21 protein-coding genes are annotated in these 18,188 nt (G+C 68.0%); 8 read left to right on the top strand and 13 right to left on the bottom strand.

Going from position 1 to position 18,188, the window contains the following annotated elements:
- Nucleotide 1: 1 nt before the first annotated feature.
- From ACLKOY_RS04735 to ACLKOY_RS04710, 6 genes are all read right to left on the bottom strand, one after another.
- Entirely contained in the window at nucleotides 2-796 is a 795-nt protein-coding gene (locus ACLKOY_RS04735) for an ABC transporter ATP-binding protein (RefSeq protein ID WP_436452645.1), read from the bottom strand.
- Entirely contained in the window at nucleotides 793-1,584 is a 792-nt protein-coding gene (locus ACLKOY_RS04730; protein WP_436452644.1) for an ATP-binding cassette domain-containing protein, read from the bottom strand. The genes ACLKOY_RS04735 and ACLKOY_RS04730 overlap by 4 nt, the downstream gene beginning before the upstream one ends.
- Complete coding sequence (locus ACLKOY_RS04725) at nucleotides 1,581-2,447, bottom strand: ABC transporter permease (protein WP_436452643.1); 867 nt, start codon at nucleotides 2,445-2,447, stop codon at nucleotides 1,581-1,583. The genes ACLKOY_RS04730 and ACLKOY_RS04725 overlap by 4 nt, the downstream gene beginning before the upstream one ends.
- Entirely contained in the window at nucleotides 2,447-3,394 is a 948-nt protein-coding gene (locus ACLKOY_RS04720; RefSeq protein WP_436452642.1) for an ABC transporter permease, read from the bottom strand. The genes ACLKOY_RS04725 and ACLKOY_RS04720 overlap by 1 nt, the downstream gene beginning before the upstream one ends.
- 13 nt (nucleotides 3,395-3,407) lie before the next feature.
- A complete protein-coding gene (locus tag ACLKOY_RS04715) occupies nucleotides 3,408-4,928 on the bottom strand; it encodes an ABC transporter substrate-binding protein (RefSeq protein ID WP_436452641.1) in 1,521 nt (506 codons plus the stop codon).
- Between the two features lie 94 nt (nucleotides 4,929-5,022).
- Nucleotides 5,023-5,949 (bottom strand): alpha/beta fold hydrolase, encoded by a 927-nt coding sequence (locus tag ACLKOY_RS04710; protein WP_436452640.1) that lies wholly within the window; start codon nucleotides 5,947-5,949, stop codon nucleotides 5,023-5,025.
- A gap of 171 nt (nucleotides 5,950-6,120) precedes the next feature.
- On the opposite strand from ACLKOY_RS04710, the gene ACLKOY_RS04705 reads away from it, so the two are divergent.
- Genes ACLKOY_RS04705 through ACLKOY_RS04695 form a run of 3 tightly spaced genes read left to right on the top strand, consistent with a single transcriptional unit; the run spans nucleotide 6,121 to nucleotide 7,820 of the window.
- The gene (locus ACLKOY_RS04705; RefSeq protein ID WP_436452639.1) at nucleotides 6,121-6,597 is read left to right on the top strand and encodes a carboxymuconolactone decarboxylase family protein; all 477 of its coding nucleotides are present in this window, start codon (nucleotides 6,121-6,123) and stop codon (nucleotides 6,595-6,597) included.
- Entirely contained in the window at nucleotides 6,594-7,316 is a 723-nt protein-coding gene (locus ACLKOY_RS04700; protein ID WP_436452638.1) for a tyrosine-protein phosphatase, read from the top strand. The genes ACLKOY_RS04705 and ACLKOY_RS04700 overlap by 4 nt, the downstream gene beginning before the upstream one ends.
- Before the next feature lie 33 nt (nucleotides 7,317-7,349).
- Nucleotides 7,350-7,820, top strand: a complete 471-nt coding sequence (locus ACLKOY_RS04695; protein WP_436452637.1) for an SIP domain-containing protein — start codon at nucleotides 7,350-7,352, stop codon at nucleotides 7,818-7,820.
- Between the two features lie 11 nt (nucleotides 7,821-7,831).
- On the opposite strand, the gene ACLKOY_RS04690 is transcribed toward ACLKOY_RS04695, so the two are convergent.
- From ACLKOY_RS04690 to ACLKOY_RS04675, 4 genes are all read right to left on the bottom strand, one after another.
- Nucleotides 7,832-8,278, bottom strand: coding sequence for a Fe-S oxidoreductase (locus ACLKOY_RS04690; RefSeq protein WP_436452636.1), 447 nt, complete (start codon nucleotides 8,276-8,278; stop codon nucleotides 7,832-7,834).
- Nucleotides 8,275-9,078: an arginase family protein gene (locus ACLKOY_RS04685; RefSeq protein WP_436452635.1), complete on the bottom strand. Its 804-nt coding sequence runs from the start codon at nucleotides 9,076-9,078 to the stop codon at nucleotides 8,275-8,277. Before ACLKOY_RS04685 ends, ACLKOY_RS04690 begins: the two co-directional genes overlap by 4 nt.
- A gap of 68 nt (nucleotides 9,079-9,146) precedes the next feature.
- Nucleotides 9,147-9,890 carry a PspA/IM30 family protein gene (locus tag ACLKOY_RS04680; protein WP_436452634.1) on the bottom strand — a complete coding sequence of 248 codons (744 nt, stop codon included), beginning with the start codon at nucleotides 9,888-9,890 and terminating at the stop codon, nucleotides 9,147-9,149.
- 55 nt (nucleotides 9,891-9,945) lie between these two features.
- Nucleotides 9,946-11,994 carry a TPM domain-containing protein gene (locus tag ACLKOY_RS04675; RefSeq protein WP_436452633.1) on the bottom strand — a complete coding sequence of 683 codons (2,049 nt, stop codon included), beginning with the start codon at nucleotides 11,992-11,994 and terminating at the stop codon, nucleotides 9,946-9,948.
- 122 nt (nucleotides 11,995-12,116) lie between these two features.
- Here ACLKOY_RS04675 and ACLKOY_RS04670 point away from each other — a divergent pair, with 122 nt between their 5' ends.
- The 5 genes from ACLKOY_RS04670 to ACLKOY_RS04650 are packed head-to-tail and all read left to right on the top strand — an operon-like array spanning nucleotide 12,117 to nucleotide 16,173.
- Nucleotides 12,117-12,956, top strand: coding sequence for a DUF3097 domain-containing protein (locus tag ACLKOY_RS04670; RefSeq protein ID WP_436452632.1), 840 nt, complete (start codon nucleotides 12,117-12,119; stop codon nucleotides 12,954-12,956).
- Between the two features lie 43 nt (nucleotides 12,957-12,999).
- On the top strand, nucleotides 13,000-13,725 hold the full coding sequence (gene trmB / locus ACLKOY_RS04665) for a tRNA (guanosine(46)-N7)-methyltransferase TrmB (protein ID WP_363571010.1): 726 nt from the start codon (nucleotides 13,000-13,002) through the stop codon (nucleotides 13,723-13,725).
- Complete coding sequence (locus tag ACLKOY_RS04660; RefSeq protein ID WP_436452631.1) at nucleotides 13,722-14,615, top strand: CPBP family intramembrane glutamic endopeptidase; 894 nt, start codon at nucleotides 13,722-13,724, stop codon at nucleotides 14,613-14,615. Before trmB ends, ACLKOY_RS04660 begins: the two co-directional genes overlap by 4 nt.
- 28 nt (nucleotides 14,616-14,643) lie before the next feature.
- Entirely contained in the window at nucleotides 14,644-15,036 is a 393-nt protein-coding gene (locus ACLKOY_RS04655; protein ID WP_436452630.1) for a DUF1304 domain-containing protein, read from the top strand.
- Nucleotides 15,037-15,096: 60 nt separating this feature from the next.
- Nucleotides 15,097-16,173, top strand: coding sequence for a DNA polymerase IV (locus ACLKOY_RS04650; protein WP_436452629.1), 1,077 nt, complete (start codon nucleotides 15,097-15,099; stop codon nucleotides 16,171-16,173).
- Nucleotides 16,174-16,197: 24 nt separating this feature from the next.
- On the opposite strand, the gene ACLKOY_RS04645 is transcribed toward ACLKOY_RS04650, so the two are convergent.
- Genes ACLKOY_RS04645 through ACLKOY_RS04635 form a run of 3 tightly spaced genes read right to left on the bottom strand, consistent with a single transcriptional unit; the run spans nucleotide 16,198 to nucleotide 18,130 of the window.
- Nucleotides 16,198-17,175 (bottom strand): zinc-binding dehydrogenase, encoded by a 978-nt coding sequence (locus ACLKOY_RS04645; protein ID WP_436452628.1) that lies wholly within the window; start codon nucleotides 17,173-17,175, stop codon nucleotides 16,198-16,200.
- Nucleotides 17,176-17,219: 44 nt separating this feature from the next.
- Nucleotides 17,220-17,642: an organic hydroperoxide resistance protein gene (locus ACLKOY_RS04640; RefSeq protein ID WP_290160135.1), complete on the bottom strand. Its 423-nt coding sequence runs from the start codon at nucleotides 17,640-17,642 to the stop codon at nucleotides 17,220-17,222.
- Nucleotides 17,643-17,668: 26 nt separating this feature from the next.
- Nucleotides 17,669-18,130, bottom strand: coding sequence for a MarR family winged helix-turn-helix transcriptional regulator (locus tag ACLKOY_RS04635; RefSeq protein ID WP_436452627.1), 462 nt, complete (start codon nucleotides 18,128-18,130; stop codon nucleotides 17,669-17,671).
- Nucleotides 18,131-18,188 lie beyond the last annotated feature (58 nt).

Below are 18,188 nucleotides of genomic sequence, written 5' to 3'. Positions count from 1 at the left end.
ATCACGCCGGGGGAGCGGGGATGACCGGGATCGCGGCCAGCAGCGTCTTCGTGTAGTCGTGCGTCGGGTGCAGCAGCACGTCCGCGGTGGTGCCGCGCTCGACGATCTCGCCGTCCTTCATCACGACCACGGTGTCGCAGAGATTCTGCACCACACCGATGTCGTGCGACACCAGGACGAGCGTGAGGTCGGAGGTGCGGCGCAGCTCGATGAGGAGCTCGAGGATCTGAGCACGGACGGTCACATCGAGCGCCGACAGCGGCTCGTCGCCGACGAGGATGCGCGGACGGTGGACGATGGCCCTCGCCAGAGCGATGCGCTGCCGCTGCCCGCCCGAGAACTCGTGCGGATACCGATCGCCCATCTCGGGCTCCAGGCCCACCTGCTCGAGCACTTCGCGCACTCTGGCTCGGTGATCTCCATCGATTCCGAGCGCCCACAGCGGTTCGCGGACGATCTGCGCAGCGGTCATCCGCGGGTCGAGCGATGCGTAGGGATCCTGGAACACCAGCCCGGTCTGACGGCGCAGCCAGTGCAGCGACCGTGCGGATGCCGAAGCGTCGACCGTCCTGCCGTCGAGGGTGACGGTGCCGGACGTCGGGCGGTCGAGGCCGAGGAGCAGCTTGACGAGGGTCGACTTGCCCGACCCGGACTCGCCGATGATGCCGACGGATGACCCCTCGACGATGTCGAGATCGGTCGGCGCCAGTGCGGTCTGCTGTCGGGTGCGCTCGAACGTCGAACGCTTCGGGATAACGAAGTCGCGCCGCAGCGCCCGCGCCTCGATCAGGCTCATCGTGTGCCTCCCTCGGGACGCCACAGTGTCGCGGTGGCATCGCGCAGGAGGCCCTGTGTGATCGGGGACGTCGGAGCGGTGAGGAGCGTGCTCACGGGGGCCGCCTCGACCACGAGTCCGTCTTCGAGCACGACGCCGTGGGTCGCGACCTGCGCGAGCACCGCGAGATCGTGCGTGATGAACATGAGAGACATGCCCTCTTCCTCGACGAGGTTCAACAGCAGCGAGAGGATCTCGGCCTGGATGGTGACGTCGAGAGCGGTCGTCGGCTCGTCGGCGATGAGCAGTCGTGGCCGGCACGCGAGGGCTATCGCGATCGCCACCCGCTGCCGCTGACCGCCCGAGAGCTGATGCGGATAGCGATCGACGATCGAGGCGGGGTCGGGCAGTCGCACGCGCGCGGCCTCCTGGATCGCACGCTCGCGGGCCTCTCTCCGACCGATGCCCTCGTGGATGCGGATCGACTCGGCGATCTGTCTGCCTACCGTGCGGATCGGGTTCAGGGCGGTGCGAGGCTCTTGGAACACGATGCCGATCTCGTCGCCGCGCAGTCGCGCGAGTTCGCGATCCGGAAGTCCGATCAGCTCGGTCCCGTTCCAGCGGATGCTGCCGCGCGCCACCGCTCCTTCGGGGAGCAGGCCGAGCACCGCGAGGGCGGTCAGCGACTTGCCGGAGCCGGATTCGCCGATCAGGCCGAGACGGGATCCGTCCGGCACCTCGAACGAGATGCCGTCGACGACGGTGCGTCCGTCGATGCGGACGACGAGGTCTGTCACCTCGAGGCTCATGCGATCACCGCCGGCGTGTGCACCTCGGCCGCGCGGTGGCGCAGTGTGGGATCAGTGGCCTCGCGCAGCCCGTCGCCGAGGAGGTTGAGCGCCAGCACGGTGATCGTGATCGCCAGGCCGGGCCAGATGACCGACAGCGGATGCACGCCGATGTAGCGCTGCAGGTCGGCGAGCAGCAGTCCCCAGCTCGGCTCCGTGACCGAGGCGCCGAAGCCGAGGTAAGACAGGCCGGCCTCGGCGAGCACCGCGACCGCCATCGACCACGAGAGCTGCACGATGAACACGGGGGCGACGTTCGGAAGAAGGTGACGAGCGAGGCTCTGTCCGGTCGTGAGGCCGGACGCCCGCGCGGCGAGGACGAAGTCGCTCTGCTGCACGCGGCGCAGCTCGGGTCTCGTGACGCGGGCGATGTTGACGCCGAATCCGATGCCGACCGACCAGATCACCACCCACAGCGAGCCGCCCCAGACCGACGAGATCATCATGGCGATCAGCAGCACGGGGAAGGCGATCAGGATGTCGACGAGCACGGCGACCGTCTCGCGCAGCCAGCGGGCGGTGAGCGCACCCAGGGCGGCGAGGGCGATGCCTACGAGGGTCGCGACGACACCGGCACCGATGCTGACGAAGACCGTCGTGCGAGCGCCTGCCATGAGCAGGCTGAGGATGTCGCGGCCCGTGTCGTCGGTGCCGAGCAGATGCGGCCAGCTCGGGATGGACCAGCGTGCGCGCAGGTCGGACTCCTGAGGATCGAACGGCGTCCAGAACAGCGAGACGAGTGCGGTGAGCGCGATGACCGTTACGACGATCAGACCGAATCGTCCGGTGGCGGTGCGCCACAGTCTCGGAAGCCAGCCGCGCATCACGCCTCCCTCTGGCGCGGATCGACCGCACGGTGGATCAGGTCGACGAGGAATCCCACCACGAGCACGAATCCGGTGAGCACGAGGAGCTCGCTCTGCACCTTGATCAGGTCTCGCGTGCCGACGTCGGCCACCAGCATCCGTCCGATGCCGGGAAGCGTGAAGAGCTGCTCGATCACGACCGATCCCACGATGATGCCGGCGATCTGGAGTCCCAGCACGGTGATGATCGACAGGCCGACGGCGGGGATGCCGTGTGAGATGAGCGCCCGCGTGCGCGTGAGGCCCTTGGCTGCCGCCGTGCGCACGAAGTCCTGACCGGCGGCCTGAAGGGTGGCGCTGCGGACGAACCGCATGAGCATCGCCCCCTCGACGATGCCGATCGTGAGAGCGGGCAGCAGGAGCGACTCGAGCGCCTTCCAGGGCGTGCTCCATCCGGTGCGGGGGAATCCCTGTGGTGGAAGCCAGCCGAGCCAGACCGAGAAGACGACGATGAGCATCATCCCCGCCCAGACGACGGGCACAGCCGCGAGGGCCTGTGCGCCGACGCTGAGGGCGGTGCCTCCGCGTCCGCCGCGGCGCAGCGCGGCCAGGATACCGAACGGCACCGCGATGAGCACGGCGATCAGCAGGGCGAGGATGCCGAGGGGAACCGTCACCTGAGCCTTCTCGAGCAGCTCCTCGCCGACGGAGGCGCCGGAGAGCAGCGAGGTGCCGAGGTCCCCCCGGAAGATGCCCCCGATCCACTCGGCGTACTGTGCGGGAAGCGGGCGGTTGAGGCCGAGCGACTCGCGGAGCGCCTCGACCTCGGCGGGGGAGGCCTGGGTTCCCGCGATCAGCTGTGCGACGTCGCCGGGAAACACTCGCAGGGTCAGGAAGATCACCGCACTCGACACGAGGAGCCCTGCGATGAGCAGGACTCCTCGGACGAGCGCGTAGCGGATCACGAAGTGCGCGTCATCACTGCTCGGTGGCCACGGTGACGCCGGCCAGGTTGATGCGCGAGTTGATCGAGTCCTCGGGGAACCCCGTGACGAGCGGGCTCACGGCGGTGATCGTCGCGCCGTTGTACAGCCAGTCCGCCGCGTGGTCCTCAGAGACGATCCGAGCGGCCTCGGCGAGCAGGTCCGCCGACTTGTCGGGGTCGACCTCGGCCAGTGCCTCGGTGTAGAGGCTCTGCACCTCGGCGTTGTCGTAGCCGAAGTAGTACTCGGGGTTCGCGAAGTTGCCGAAGTCGCGTGGCTCGACGTGCAGCACGAAGCTCAGGTCGTAGTCGTGGTTGGTGTAGACGTCCTCCAACCAGGTCGGGAACTCGACCGAGTCGACATCGAGGGTGACGCCGACCTTCTGGAAGTCGGAGATGAGGACCTTCGGAACCGTCGTGCCGTAGAAGCTCGGAATCGTCAGGGTGAGCTCGAGCTCTTCCTGCCCGGCCTCGGCCAGCAGCTCCTTGGCCTTCTCCGGGTCGTAGGACACGACATCGGAGAGGTCTTCGTAGCCGGGGTCGAGTTCGGGGATCGGTCCGTAAAGGGTGGAGCCTGCGCCGACGGCCTCGACGAGAGCCTCGTGATCGATCGCGAGACGCAGCGCTTCGCGCACCCGGACGTCGTCGAGAGGTGCCTTGGCATTGTTGAACGCGAGCGTCGCCTTGTCGGTGGTCCGACCGGTCGTGAGCGAGAAGTCACCGGAATCCTCGAGCTGCGGGGCGAGATTCGGATCCACCGCGGTGAGCACCTGGACGCCACCGTCGAGAGCCGTGTTCACTCCGGCCGTGAAGTCGGGGATGTACTGGAACTCGACCTCGGCGACTTCCGCAGGCTCGCCCCAGTACGCCTCGTTGCGGGCGAACGTGATGGCGCTGCCCTTGCTCCAGCGCGTCAGGGTGAAGGGGCCGGTGCCGTTCTCGGCGGTCTTGAGATCGGTCGTGTCGCCGGTCTGGAACACGAGGCCCGCAGGGCCGGTCAGCGAGAACAGGAAGTTCTGGTTCGGCTCGGTCAGCACGATCTGCACGGTGGTCGGGTCTGGAGCTGTGATCGAGGCCACCGAGGCGAACTCGGCATTGCCCTGCAACGTCGCATCAGTGCGCACGGCCTCGTAAGAGGCGACCACATCGGCGGAGGTGAGTGCGGTTCCGCTGTGGAAGGTGATGCCCTCGTTCAGCGTGAACGAGTACGTGAGTCCGTCTTCGGAGACCTCGTAGTCAGACGCGAGCCGCGGCACGATCTCGTTCTCCTGTGTGCGGCTGACGAGACCCTCGTAGATGTTGTCGATCAGGATCTGCTCGAGCGCTGCGCCGCTGGTGCGACGAATGTCGAGGTTGGTGGGCTCGAGGACGAGGCCCACCTGCAGCGTCGCGTCCGGGTCGGGTTCTCCCACCGGTTCGGTGGCCTCGGGCTCTGCGGCACCTGAGCAGGCGGTGAGGACGATGGCGCTCGCCGCGATCGCGGAGATCAGCGCGAGTCGTCGCGTACGTCGGAACATGGGTTGTTTCCTCTCGGGGCGGCAGTTGCTGTGTGCCGATGGATCGAGCCTAGGGATGTGTCGGGGCGGTGAGGGCGGAATGTGGAACGGAAGGTCACATTCCGCGGGTGGCGAGCGACGAGGAGATCAGTGACGCCAGCTCGGCGGGTGCGGTCTCCTGAACGTTGTGGGTGGCCTGGACGGCGGTGACGCGAGCGTGAGGCAGGCGCTCGCCGAACTCCTTCGCATCCGCCTCGCTCACGAAGCCGTCGAGCGCGCGGACGAGCGTCACCGGGGCCGTCGTCTCCGCGAGATCCTGCCATCCGGTGGCGTGGAGCGGCGACGGAGCCGCGACGTCGCCAGGGTCATGGGCTGCCAGCGTCTGAGCGGCGAGGTGAGCGAAATGATGCTTCCACTCGACACGTCCGTCGTCGCGCACATGGGTGTTGAGGAAGACTCCGCGCTCGGTGTCGGATCGGGCGCCCCCGAACCCGAACGCGATCGCGCGGTCGACGAGCTCGTCGCGGGTCGCGAAATCGGTGGGGCCGGCGTAGAACTCGCGCAGGGCGGCTGGGCCGGCGGAGGTGTCGATGCCAGGCGTGATGTCGACGACGATCAGCTCCGAGACGAGGTCCGGTCGAGCGGCAGCGAGGGCGGCGCCGGTGAGGCCGCCGAGCGACTGGCCGACGACCAGCTGCGGGCCATCGGTCCAGGCCTCGAGTGCTGCCGCGACATCGAGCGCGAGCGTGCGGGGGGAGTAGTCGACGTCGTCGCGCCAAGACGAGTCGCCGTGCCCGGCGAGGTCTATCGCCAGCACCGGATGCTGAAGAGCGAGCACCGTCGTGTCCCACGTGTGGGCGTTGAGGCCGGCGCCGTGCAGCAGCGTGACGCGGGGCGTCTCTTCGCCGAACCGGAGAGCGCTGACGTGACGGCCGTCTGGGAGGGGAAGCGTCACGCGTCGGACGGACGGCACGGAAACCCCCATCGCCTGCGCCTGTGCGGGAAGATAGTTGAACTCGCTGGTGTCGATCGCCACTTGCATATTCTGCTCTGTTTTCAGGGCGGTGCGGAAATGCAGAGGCGCCGTGCCAATTCGTATCGTGTCAATGATTGTCATTAAGCGAACATGTCGGGGTGAATACTTGTCATTGTGTACTCAATCCCTTCGAGAGCGACCTGCCGGAGCCAGTGCACAACGGAATATCATTGAGGCATGAGCGAGACGCGAGTGCACCTCTCCAAGACCGAGCCAGCGGCCTATCAGGCGCTCGACGCCTTCGCACGTACGGTCGGAGACATCTGCGCCGCGAACGGCATCGACGATCGGCTCAAGGAGATCGTGATGATCCACTCCTCGCAGCTGAACGGATGCAGCTACTGCACGCGTCTGCACGTCGACAGGGCGCTCAAGGCAGGCATCGACACGGACACGCTCATGCAGATCGCGACCTGGCGAGAGAGCAACGTGTTCAGCGACCGCGAAGAGGCGGCGCTCGAACTCGCCGAGGCCTTCACGTTCATCTCGGAGGACGGCATCTCAGACGAGGTCTACAACCGCGTCGGGGGAGTCTTCACAGAGAAGGAGTACGCGGCACTGAGCTGGGCGTGCATCTCGATCAACGCGTTCAACAGGGTCGTCATCGCCGGCCGATACCCTGTTCCGCCGCGCGCCCCGCAGGCGCAGGCGTGAGCGTCCTCGACATCGACGGCGTCAACAACTTCCGCGACGTCGGCGGGATTCCCGCAGAAGGCGGACGGATCCGTTCGGGGATGCTTCTGCGTTCGGGTCAGCTCTCAGCGGCCACCACTGCGGGTGTGAATGAGGTTCGTCGTCGCGTCTCGCACATCGTCGACCTCCGCGACGGCGAAGAGGTCGCGGCGGAGCCGACCGAGATCGAGGGGCCTGACACCACTCACCTTCCGCTGTTCCTCGGATCCGTGCGCTCGTTCTTCGAGTCCGATACGAGCCTGGAGGACCTCTATCTTCATCTTCTCGAGGAGAGCGGAGAGCGGCTCGTCGCCGCCATCCGCATCATCGCGGCGGGAGAGCCGACCCTGGTTCACTGCACGGTGGGCAAGGACCGCACCGGCGTGACGGTGGCCCTTGCGCTCGCCGCAGTGGGCGCCGACCGCGAGGCGATCATCGACGACTATGCGATCACGGAGTCGCTGCTGCCGGCCGAGCGGTCGAATCGCATCGCCGCATACCTGAGGTCGCAGCACCCGGAGGCGGTGCATGCCGTCGCGTTGGCCACGCAGTCGCCTGCGCCCGTGATGAGGGCGCTTCTCGAGGAGGTGGACCAGCGGTGGGGCTCGGCCGCCGATTATCTCCGTGCGAACGGCATGACGGATCAGGAACTCGAGAGCCTTCGGGAAGCGCTCGTGGAAGAAGTGCCCGAGCAAGGTTAGGCAACCCTTCACGTGCTGTATGCTGGATGCATCATGGAGACCTTCCTCGAGACCCGCAGCACGCGTGCTGAGCGCCGCGCCGCACGTCGTCGTGCTCACCACCTGGTGACGGCCGACGAGCACTCGCTGGCCGAGCTCGAGGTCTTTCTCTCGACGTTGCCGCTGTGTGCCTCGGGCCGGATCTTCATCGAGGTCGCTGACGCGTCGGACATCGGTGTGATAGAAGCACCTGGCCGCATGACCGTCACCTGGCTCGCTCGAGCCCAGCGGTCAGGAGCACCCGGAACCGGTCGCGCCTGCGCTGCCGGCGAGGCGCTCGCTCGGGCGACCTGCGCCTGGGCTGACGAGATGCTCTGCGACGATGAGCTCGAGACGCACATCACTCTTCTCGGCGGTTACCTCGGCACTGCCGACATCGTCGAGCACCTGACCGGCGCTCTCGACATCCAGCCCGCTCAGATCTACGCACCCGAGCGCTTCGGACTTCTGCCCGTCGAGCGCTAGGCGCCGAACGTCTACCGCTGAGCTCTGCTGCGGCGGACGTAGTTGCCGTCTTCGAGTCCTGCCTCGATCTCGAAGCGGTTGCGCAGAGGATCCCGGCCAGCGAAGAGATAGAGCACCGGGAGCAGGATTCCGTAGCGCAGCCACTGTGCTTTGTGCACCGCTTCGTGTCGCAGCATCGCGTCGCTCGGTCGTGCGTCGCCGGTGAGGAAGCAGCCGCCCACGCAGACTCCGCCGCGATTGAAGGTCCAGTTCGGCATCCCCCGGAACACCCAGAGGCCGGCGCGTCGTTCGACGGGCCCGGTGCTCCACAGCGAGCCCCAGATCCAGCCGACGGCCGTGCCCCACCAGTAGCCGAGTCGGCTGATCGGTGAGCGGAGCAGGAACGCGGGAATCCTTCGGTCGAGTCGTCGACCGCGGGCCAGAGCGTGCTCGGCAGCGGGCCGCCAGTCGGCCGTCATGCGACGGCACCGACGAGGCGGAGCAGGGCGCCGAGGTCGTCGACCGCGTCGGCGGGTGAGCGGGGGGCGAACCCGGCGATGGTCGCGCCGGCCAGCGGAACACGTGACCGCAGTGCGCGGATCGCGGCGCTCAGAGTCGCAGGCGCGAGTCCGAACGGGGCAGGGGAGGAGACACCGGCGATCTCGGCGGGGTCGAGCACATCGACGTCGATGTGCACCCAGACGCGCCGCGCGCCGGTCGCCTCGACCGCGTCGGCCAGTGCTTCGGGTGAGTCGAGATCCTGGACGGAGAGCTGCGTGAGGCCCTCGAGAGCCGTCACCTCGGAATCCTCGAGATTGCGCATGCCCACCGTGACCACCCGGTTGCGGGGAATCCCGGGCGTGACCGCGAGTTGAGGTTCTCCCTCGCCCAGCACTGCTCGGAGCGCCATGCCCGAGAAGGCACCGGAGGGCGATGTGTCGGGCGTGTGAAGGTCGGCGTGGGCGTCGCACCACACGACGGCGAGGTCATCGGTCCCGCCTGGGAGAGACGCCAGCGCGGCGACCGTCACGCTGCAATCGCCGCCGATGATCACCGTGTCGGTCGTCATGCTCTCGTGGACGAGTTCTCTGGTGCGCAGAAGCGCGCTGAGACGGCGAACGCCCGTTCCCAGAGATTCACCCGCTTCAACGGGCACGTCGAGCACGGTGGTCGCCGCGCGCGGAAGATCGCCGGCGATCGCCGAGGCGCCGTCGACGAGGAGCATCGCGCGGGCGGCGGGGGAGCCCTGCCACTGCGGGACGACGAGGAAACGCACCATGGGTGCCTCCAGCTGAGAAAGGGGTACGAGTGCCTCGGATGCGAGGATCCGAGGCACCCGCGGGTGTGTCAGGAGCCTTCGATGGCCTGGCGAGGGGCGGAGCCGCCCGCCTTCAGCTCGGCGAGACGAGCCTCGACCTCGGTGAGCTCACCGAGGTCCTCGAGGCTCTCGAACTGCGCGTCGAGGCTCGATGCCGCGAGTTCGATCTTGCCCTGCGCAAGGGCCTCCTGGCGGCGGACCTTGTCTTCGAAACGGCCCAGCTCGCTGGTGGGGTCGAGGACGTTGATCGACGAGACCGCATCCTGCACCTTGGTCTGCGCCTCGGCGACCTTGGCGCGGGCGAGCAGCTCGCTGCGCTTGTTCTTCAGCTCGCCGAGCTTGTCCTTCATGCCGTTGAGGCCGGACTTCAGCTTGTCGACGATCTCGGTCTGCGCGGCGATCTGCGGCTCTGCGCCGGTCGCCTCGCGCTCAGCGCTGATCTGGCGCTGAAGAGCGATCTTCGCGAGGTTGTCGAACTTGTCGGCGTCTGCGACGTCGCCCTTGGTGCGCATCTCGTCGGCCTTGCGGCTCGCGGCGAGCGCCTTGTTGCCCCATTCCGTGGCCGCCTGGACGTCTTCTTCGTGGTCGCGCTCGAGCAGGCGCAGGTTGCCGATGGTCTCGGCGATGGCCGACTCGGCGTCCGCGATGCTGTTCGTGTAGTCGCGAACGAGCTGGTCGATCATCTTCTGCGGGTCTTCCGCAGAGTCCAGGAGGGAGTTGATGTTCGCGCGGACAAGGGTCGAGATACGTCCGAAGATGGACTGCTTGGTCATGCGTGGTTCCTTTCAGAGGGTCGGACTCGATGTCTGGGGTCGATGTGTGTGCGGTTCAGAAGCGTCGCCCTCCCGAACGGCCGCTGCGGCCGCTGGAGCGGCTGCCGCCGCCTCCGCCGAAACCGGAGCTGCGGAATCCGCCGCCTCCGCTGGAGCGCCAGCTGCTGCTGCGGGAGGAGCCACCGCCGCCTCCGCCACCCGAGAGCAGCCCACCGATGATGCCGCCGAGGATGTCGCCTCCGAGGCCGGAGCCGCCCGAGGCGGATCCGCCGAAGATGCTGCCGCCCCCACCGCCCCAGCCGTTGTTCTGGTACCGGTTCGGGTTCATCGCCTCGACGTCGGCCTGAGCAGACGAGGTGGCCTGCCGGACGAGGTCGAGCGAGCGGCCGGCTTCGGTGAGCGCCGCTTCGGGGTCGGATGCGCGCAGGTTCAGTGCCTGGGTGAGGGAGGCTTCGGCCTGCGACAGCCGAGTGCGTGCAGTCGACCCGACGGTGCCGCGGCGCGTCTCGATGTACTCACGGGTCGCGCGGATCTCGGAGCCCGCCTGGGTCAGCGTCTGCTCGAGCATCTGCTGCGTTCGGCGGGCGCGCTCGACGGCCTGCGTGCCTTGGGCGATGGCGGCATCGATCTGCGCATTCGCTGCGGTGAGGGCGTCGAGCACCCGCTGGGGGCTGCGTGATGTTCCAGCGAGGCCGGCCCGGGCCTGCTGCAACTGCTGGGCAGTGCCCGCGGCGACCGAGGAGATCGCTCCGCCGGAGTCGGGCAGCTGCTGGGCGGCGGCGATGTCTGCCTGCAGCTCGGCCACCAGGGCCTGTGCCTGCGCTTCGATGTTCGTCAGCTCGGCGCCGAGTGCGGTGATCGCCTGCGCCAGCTGAGCTGCCTGGGCGACTGACTGCTCGGCCGTGCGGATAGCGAAGGCCGCCTCGCCCGATCTGCCCGCGGCGATCGCCTGTGCGGCGGCCTCGATCGAACGGTCTGCGAGCAGCGCGCGCTCCTGGGCCTGCGCCGGGTTGTCGGCGACAGTCGACAGAGCCGCGGGGTCGTAGGTGTCGGCGAGAGCCGAGAGCGCAGAGGCCGCGCCGGCGAGGACAGGTGCGAGCGCGGCCCGCTCGCCCTTGACCCGCTCGAGCTCCTGGGGGGCGTTCTGCTCGAGCTTGCGAAGAGCGTCGAACGCCTCGGTGTTCTCATCGAGGACGTCGTCGATCTCTTCGCAGATCTGGATGATGCGGATGTGCCAGGCGCGACGGTCGTGGACGGTGTCCTCGATCTCGTCGTCGAGCTTCTGCTTGAGATCGAACGCCTCCGACATCTTGGCCTTGGCGGTCTCGACGGCGCCGGTGAACGCCGAGGTGGCCGCTTCGCCGAACTGCGCGACGGCGAAGCCGAGTTCCTCGCGGCTCGAGGTGATCGCATCGTCGGCCTGCACGAGGGCAGCACCCGCCTGCGTCTGCACCTGCTCGTCGGTCAGAGTCGAGAACGGATCGTTCGGATCGGGCTTCTCGGGCATGGCGCCGCGCCTGCGGATCTCGGCGTTCCGACGGGAGCGGCGGACGAGCGCGATGACGAGCCACACGATGAGACCGAGCGCGATGACCGCGACCACGATCAACGTGGCTCGCAGAGCACCCGCCCCGCCGTCGCCCTCGATCTCGTCGGCGGCGAGGACGATCATGCCCTCCCAGTCCTCCTGTGCGGCGAGGCTCAGTATCTTGTCTTCGACATCGTCGAGCTTGCTGTCGCTGAGCGGGCCGTCGGGCGCGGCTGAGATGTAGTAGCTGCGTCCGTCCACCGCGATGGCGAGGAGATACTGCTCGGATCCCAGGTTGTTGTTCTCTGCGACGGTGTCGGCCCAGGCGACGCTGTCGGACGGCGAGGTGAAGTCGTCGACGAGGACGACGAAGAGGTCGGACGAGGAGTTGTCGCTGAGCGTCTGGAGGCGGGCCTCGACGGCATCCTCCTCACTCGCACTGAGGGCTTCGGCGTCATCGGTCACGTACCCCGAGTCGAGCGTGACCGGATCGGTCGCGGATGCGGCCGAGACGGAGAACGCCCCCGCGGCCGCTGCTGCGGTCAGTGCGGCCAGCGCCAGCCACCGTGTCTTCATCGTGTTCCCTCCGACCGGCAGCCGAGCCCCATGGCACGAGTCTATGCACTGAGGCCGACACGCGACAGCTTCCGGGCGGGGATAGCCGTTCGCCCTCAGCGGAGACACATACGCTGGATGGCATGGACGACAGGTACGGATCGGATGTGCTCGCGGCTGGCTGGCGGGAGCGCGCGGCGAAGCCGGTGCCGCAGGTTGCCGCCGAGCTCGATCTCGTCGTCGAGGTCGCGCAGGACGGATTCTGCGGAGCGGTCACGCGAGTGCAGGGTGGCAACGTCGAGCTCGAGGATCGGGTCGGGCGCAAGCGACTCTTCCCTCTCGGCGGCGGGTTCCTGATCGACGGATCGCCGGTGCGCCTCACGGTTCCCGCGGCGAAGGAGCAGGTGCTCCGACGCACGGCATCCGGATCCTTCGTGGCCGCCGATCAGCGGGCCAGGGTCGCGCTGCCCAGCCGCATCCTGGTGGAGGGAAAACACGACGCCGAGCTCGTCGAGAAGGTGTGGGGAGCAGACCTGCGGGTCGAGGGCGTGGTCGTCGAGTTCCTGCAGGGAGTCGATCTGCTCGATGAGCTGCTCGCCGCAGAGCCGCCCAGCGCATCGCGCCGCTACGGCGTTCTGGTGGATCATCTCGTGCCCGGTTCGAAGGAGTCGCGTCTCGCGGATGCCGTGGCCCGAGGTCCGCACGGGAAGCACGTGCGGATCGTCGGACATCCCTTCGTCGACGTCTGGCAGTGCGTCACCCCTCGAGCCCTGGGCATCGCGAAGTGGCCCGAGATCCCTCGAGGGACCGATTGGAAGACGGGAATCTGCCGGGCGTTCGGCTGGCCCTATGAGACGCAGGGCGACACCGGTCGAGCCTGGCAGCACATCCTGTCGAAGGTGCACACGTATCGCGACCTCGAGCCCGCGCTCCTCGGTCGTGTCGAGGAGCTGATCGACTTCGTGACCGCGCCCGCGCCCTGATCCGCGGTCCGTGGCGCTGATCACCGCCGACTACCCTGGAAGCATGCCCGAACCCCGCACCTTCCGCGACGAACCGGTCTCCTTCGTGCGCCGCAGCGGTCGCATGTCCGACGCCCAGGAGCGCGCCTTCGAAGAGCTCGGACCGCACTACCTTCTGGACGTCCCCCGCGATGTCGCCTGGACCTCGGTGCACCCTGAAGCGAGGCTCGACCCGACCGTCGAATACGGGCGCGAGGCCGATCTGTACGTCGAGATCGGCTCCGGTCAGGGGCACGCGATCGTCGCCGCCGCATCGTCGCGCCCCGATGACGACTTCCTCGCCGTCGAGGTCTTCCGCGCCGGGCTCGCCAGGACGATGCTCGATGCCGACCGCGAGGGCGCTCGCAACGTGCGTGTGGTCGAGGCGAATGCGCCGGAGGTGCTCTCGTCGTATCTGCCCGAGGCCGCGGCCGCCGAGGTCTGGATCTTCTTCCCCGACCCGTGGCACAAGAAGAAGCACACCAAGCGACGGCTCGTCCGCCAGGGGTTCGGCGACACCGCGGCCCGCGCGCTTCGCGACGGGGGTCTCCTCCGACTCGCGACCGACTGGGAGGACTACGCCCTGCAGATGCGCGAGGTGCTGGATGCCGAGCCCCTGTTCGAGCGTGCGTTCGACGGCGACTGGGCGGAGCGGTTCGACGGACGCGTCATGACGGCCTTCGAACGCAAGGGCATCGCCAAGGGGCGCGACATCCGCGACCTTGTGTATCGGCGGAAGTCGCGCGCGTGATCGACACTCAGCGCACGTCGGCGACCTGGCCCGCTGTCGTGCCTGCGCTGCTCGTGTGCCTTGCGGCACCGGCGTTCTTCGTGGCGCAGATCGCCTGGCTCGGTTGGGTGCTGCTCGCGCTGGGTGTCGGCGCAGCCTGGTTCGTCGAACGGCGTCTGCCCTCGTCTCCGGATCAGACGGTGAGCGTCGGCGCGCGGCGTGGAAGCGCTCGCGTGATCGGTGTGAGCCGTCAGCCCTCGCTCACCCGGGACCTCTCGCTGATCGCCTTGGGAATGCTCATCGTGAGCGTCATCCCGCTGGCCGCGGAGCTCGACAACCTCGCGATGCTGCGGTTCACGCTCGCTCTCGGCGGCGCGGTCGCAGTGCCGTACGTCGTCTCGCGCTTCGTCTTCCGAGACCGCGCGATCAGCTTCCCCTGGCGTGCCCACAAGCGATGGGGACGCCTGCAGTGGGGGTGGCTGGTGGCTGTGCTGGTGCTCGGCTGGCTGATCCTGCCGTTCTACTTCATCACGAGCGGCGTCTACCAGAACTGGCCGGTCGTCGATTCGCCCGACCTCATCGCTCGGCTGTTCGTCGGTGTCGGGGCCGTCGGCATCTGGGACGAGCTGTTCTTCATCTGCACCGTCTTCGCGCTGCTGCGCCGGCACTTTCCCGATGCCCTCGCCAACGTCCTGCAGATGATCGTGTTCGTGTCCTTCCTCTGGGAGCTGGGCTACCGCGAGTGGGGCCCGCTGCTCACCATCCCGTTCGCGCTCCTGCAGGGGTTCATCTTCATGCGGACACACTCGCTGGCCTATGTCGTGACCGTGCACCTGCTGTTCGATGCGGTCGTCTTCGCCGTGCTCGTGCACGCGCACAACCCCGGGCTGCTGCCGATCTTCCTGATCTGACCGGGCCGCGCGCCGATACGATCGAGTCATGCTCATCGTCGGACTCGTCCTCGCCGCGGCCGCTGCCGCGTTCCACGTCTTCATCTTCGCGCTCGAATCGCTCAAGTGGACCGAACCCGAGACGAGGAAGATCTTCGGCGTCGCCAGCGAGGCGGATGCCGTCACCATGAAGGCCCTCGCCTTCAATCAGGGCTTCTACAACCTGTTCCTGGCTCTCACCGCACTGCTCGGCGTCGGCTTCGTGATCATCGGCCTCACGACGGTCGGACTGACGCTGGTCTTCGCAGGCACGGGAATGATGCTCGCCGCAGCGCTGGTGCTCGTGCTCTCCGACCGCACCAAGCTGCGTGCGGCCGCGATGCAGGGCACCCTGCCGCTGCTCGCCATCATCGCGACGGCGATCGGTGTGTCGATCGGCTGATCTCCGCGCTGATCGTGTTCGAGGGGTGACTTCGCGGGTGACACGGGCCACACTCGATGCATGAGCGACTGGGTTCTGCACGTGGACATGGACCAGTTCATCGCTGCGGTCGAGGTGCTGCGCAGACCCGAGCTCGCGGGACTGCCGGTGATCGTGGGCGGCAGGGGAGACCCGACGGAGCGAGCTGTCGTGTCGACGGCCTCGTACGAGGCTCGCGAGTTCGGCATCGGATCCGGGATGCCATTGAAGATCGCGGCACGCAAGGCGCCCGACGACGCGGTCTTCCTGCCGGTCGACCACGAAGCCTATGAGTCGGCATCGACCGAGGTGATGTCGACGCTGCGCGAGCTGCCGGGCGTGGTGCTCGAGGTCATCGGCTGGGACGAGTGCTTCCTCGGCGTCACGACGGATGACCCCGAGAGGGTCGCGACGATCGCTCAGACCGCGGTGCTCGAGTCGACCGGCCTGCACTGTTCGGTCGGCATCGGCGACAACAAGGTGCGCGCCAAGATCGCCACCGAGTTCGGCAAGCCTCGCGGCATGTTCCGGCTCACCGCCGACAACTGGTTCGAGGTCATGGGCGACAAGCCCACGCGAGACCTCTGGGGTGTGGGTCCGAAGGTGCAGAAGCGGCTCGCCGCGCACGGCATCATGACGGTACGCGAGCTCGCCGACTCGGACCAGGATCAGCTCGTCACGGAGTTCGGTCCGCGTATGGGTGTCTGGTACCGCGATCTCGGCTCGGGCCTCGGACCGAGCGTGGTCGACGACACGCCCTGGGTGGCGCGCAGCCACAGCCGGGAGACGACTTTTCAGCACAACCTCACGACGACCGCGGAGGTGCAGACAGCGCTCACCGAGCTGGCAGGGCAGGCCTTCGACGACTGTGCCGCCGAGGCACGCCCGGTCGTCCGCGTGCATCTCAAGGTGCGATACGCGCCGTTCGAGACCAAGACGTTCGGTCGCAAGCTGCCGCAGCCGACGGCCGAGCGCGCTGAGGTCGTCGCTGCGGCTCTCGCACTCGGCGCCACGCTCGATCACGACCGGGAGGTGCGACTTCTCGGCGTGCGCGCTGAGATGGCGATGCCGGAGGGTGGCGACGCGGCGGATCGCACCCCCGTCAGAGGACGAATCTGACGGGGGCGGTCAGGCGTCGGGTGCTCAGAACTTCAGAAGGACCTTGCCCACGCGGCCGGCGGTGTTGCTCGCTCGCACGGCGTCAGCCGCGTCTGCGGCGTCGAAGACGCCGGCCACCGGCAACGTCAGCGTGCCGTCGCCGACACGCTGGAAGAGCTCGCCGAACAGGGCGCCGCGCGTAGCGGCATCCATCGTCTGAATGACCTTGCTGCCCCAGAAGCCCTTGACGGTCGCCTGCTTGAAGATGACATCTCCGGAGGCGATCTCCATCGTGGGGGAGTTCATGGCTCCGAATGCGACGAGGGTTCCGCCCTCGCCGAGGAGCGACAGCACGTCGCCCGCCGACGAACCGCCGACCGAGTCGATCCCGTAGGCGATGTGCGCGCCGCCGGTGATCTCGGCGACCTGCTCTCGCCAGCCGTCGTGGTCGGTCGAGACCACGTTCTCGATGCCCTGTTCGCGGAGTTCGTCGACACCGGCCGAGCGGCGCACGAGGCCGATGACGTTCACGCCGCGGGCTGCGCCGAGCTGGGCGAGCATGCGTCCGACGGCACCGTTCGCCGCGTTCTGGACGATCCAGTCGCCCTTCTCCGCCCCCAGGAAATGCAGCAGGCTCACGGTGCTGAACGGCATCGAGACGAGCTGCGCCGCGCTCTCGTCGCTGAGCGACTCGGGAACCGGGATGAGCCCCGCGGCGTTCGCGATCACGTACTCCGCCCAGGCGCCGAACGTGCCGCCTGAGGCGACGCGCTGGCCGACGGTCAGGTTGTCGACGCCCTCACCGAGAGCGTCGACGATGCCGAGAGCCTCGGTACCGGATGCCGCCGGCAACTCGGGCTTGAAGCCGTATGTGCCGCGAATGGTCCAGAGGTCGTGGTTGTGGATCGGCGACAGCACGATCTTCAGCCGGACCTGACCCGGACCGGGCTCGGGGGTGGGGCGTTCGGTGACGGTCAGAACCTGTTCGGGATCGCCGAAGGTGTCATGGGTGAGTGCGCGCATTGTGTCTCCTTGTGGGATCGGTCGTAGGGGATGTTATGGGTGGATCAGTCGTCGGTGACGGTGATCTCGACGTCGATGTTGCCGCGGGTCGCGTTGGAATAGGGGCACACCTTGTGTGCGGCGTCCGCGAGCGCCTGAGCCTGCTCGTGGGGGAGGTCGGGGATGACGACCTCGAGCTGCACGGCGAGTCCGAAACCACCCTCGCCGTTGGATCCGATCTGCACACGGGCGCCGACCGACGAGTCGGTGATCTTCACCTTCTGTGTGCGGGCTACCGACTGCAGCGCCGAGTGGAAGCACGCGGCGTAGCCGGCGGCGAACAGCTGCTCGGGGTTGGCCCCGTCGCCGCTGCCGCCCATCTCCTTCGGGATGGCGAGGTCGAGCTCGAGGTTGCCTTCGCTCGTGGCGACGCGGCCGGCGCGTCCGGCTCCTGTGGCGAGTGCCTCGGCTGTGTAGAGAGCGTCCATTGGTGTGGATTCCTTCCGGGTTGTGGTCAGTCGGCGCGCGGTGCGCGCGCGGAGGGCGCGGCCGCAGTCTTCTGCAGTCGCTCCGTGAGCTCCTGCAGCTCGGCGATCAGACGGTGACGCTGGTCGTCGTCGTGCATGCCGGCGAGCGCGGCGATGGTGGTGTGGACCGGAGCGACCTCAGAGCGCAATGCCGTGCCCGCCTCGGTCAGCACGACGGTGACGACACGCTCATCGGCCGAGCTGCGGGCTCGGCTCACATAGCCCGCCTGCTCGAGGCGGCGGACGAGAGGGGAGAGGGTGCCCGAATCGAGCTGCATGGCGTCGCCCAGCGAGCCGATGGTCTGCTCGCCCTCCATCCAGAGGATCGCGAGCACGAGATACTGCGGGTAGGTGAGGCCCCACGGTGCGAGAAGGGCTCGATAGGCCTGCGTCGTCGCGCGCGCGGCGGAATACAGCGAGAAGCACACCATCTCATCGGTCACGGCCATCTCTCAAGCATTACACACGATTAGATTGTGCACAATCTAAATGCGACCCGACCCTCGC

This window comes from Microbacterium sp. K2 (assembly GCF_051365005.1).
GTDB lineage: Bacteria > Actinomycetota > Actinomycetes > Actinomycetales > Microbacteriaceae > Microbacterium > Microbacterium foliorum_B.
Note: the sequence above shows the minus strand (reverse complement) of the source record. Positions and strands in the feature narration are given on the sequence as shown.